This window comes from Aeromonas sp. HMWF015, from assembly GCF_963878965.1.
In the GTDB taxonomy this organism is placed as follows: Bacteria; Pseudomonadota; Gammaproteobacteria; order Enterobacterales; family Aeromonadaceae; genus Aeromonas; species Aeromonas veronii.
The window spans coordinates 1-1,447 of the sequence record NZ_CAWNZT010000113.1 but is presented as its reverse complement, the minus strand read 5'-3'; the positions used below and the strand labels follow the sequence as shown (position 1 = coordinate 1,447).

The following is a 1,447-nucleotide window of genomic DNA, read 5'->3' as shown; positions in this document are numbered from 1 at the left end:
AACCACCTGGAAGCGATAGCGGCGGCAGGTGCGGCCATAGTGTTGAATAAGGGTTTTCATCAGTTGCTGGTTACCAGCGAGGGCGCTGTCGGTCACCTCGATAGTGATAACGTCCCAGGGCGCTCCCTCTTGCCGTTCGTGGATGTCGCACCAGCCGATGCCAAGGCGCTCGAAGATGCGCTTAAAGCCCGCCACCTCGCCGGCGTCCCTGGCATTTACAAAGGCGAACTTGACCCGTTTGCGAAAAAGTGGGAGCGGCTCGCCATTAAAGCGGGTGATGTCCCGCTCCCAGGCGAGCAGCGCCAGCAGGGACTCCGAGCAGGTGAGCGGGTCTTGCTGGGCCAGTGGCAGCAACAGCCACCCCTTGAGCCGTTGCCAGAAGGCGTTGATGCCCTTGGCCAGAAACCCGGGTTCGGCGTGGGCCGGGCTGATGGTGTAGCCATCCTCCCACCAGGGGGCGCTGGCATCGGGGAGCCGCGGCGCCTGCTGGCTGTGTTCAAGCGGGGTCGGGTTAGTCATAGAGGGTTACCTCCAGCGTGTTCAGGCGCGGGATGGCCAGCCCCGAGACGATGTCATCCTGCGCAAACTTGAGGCTCTGCAACTGCGGGAACTGGCTGTGCAGCTCGCGGGCCAGCTGCGAGAGGGAGAAGCGCGAGCGTGGCCAGGTGCGGGTGACGCTCGGAAAATCCCCAGACTGACGAAACGCCGCTTTGACCAGCGATTCAGCGCCCTGTTTGAGGGCCGCCTTCTGCTCGTCGGTGAGGTTGGCCACCGGCCACAGTTCCAGCGTGAGGCTGTGCTGGGTCTCTGGCATCGCCATCACAAACAGATCATCGCCGTGGCCATGGTTGCCCTGGCGGCCTACGTAGTCGTTAAGCTGGGCAATCAGGCTGGCCGGTGTGGAGCCCACCTCCAGCAGAATGTAGGCGTTGGCAGTGCCCGGGCCGCGCGGTGCTTCATGCTCGAAGAAGATGTGATCGGCCCGAATACCGGCGACGCTCGCCAGCATTGAGCGGTAGATTGCGTCGATGTGATAGCGGCCCACCGCCGAGAACTGGTTCTGAATACGCAGGCCCAGCGCGTCATTGCTCTCGGCATCGGCGCCCTGGGTGGTGATCCACTCCTTGTCATCGTTACGGGCCGACAAGATGCCGGTGACCGGTTCGCTCAGCAGGTTGTAGTAGCCCGGGGCCAGATTCCAGGCCGCGCCCGCGAACTCGGCCTCGCACACCACGCGAGCCACCGCTTCACCGGCCGGGCTCACCACCGCCTGCAGCGGTTTGACCCGATAGATGGTGCCGTTGATGCGCTCGGTGCTGATCCAGATATCGGCCGGGATGGTGACCGCTTCGCTCGGGTTGGCCTTGATGAAGTTGATCACCCCGCGGGTTTTCTGGGCCCCCTTGCGGGTCAGGTCCACATCCCACGCCTTGAGGTCGAGATAGGC

2 protein-coding genes are annotated in these 1,447 nt (G+C 63.8%); both read right to left on the bottom strand.

Translation table 11 applies throughout. The features are described from left to right. Positions 1-519, bottom strand: a 519-nt coding sequence (locus AACS18_RS05615) for a phage tail protein (RefSeq protein ID WP_108613918.1), incomplete at its 3' end; no start/stop codon positions are given. Beyond that, on the bottom strand, positions 512-1,447 hold a 936-nt coding region (locus AACS18_RS05610; RefSeq protein ID WP_108613917.1), incomplete at its 5' end, for a baseplate J/gp47 family protein. The genes AACS18_RS05610 and AACS18_RS05615, both read right to left, overlap by 8 nt.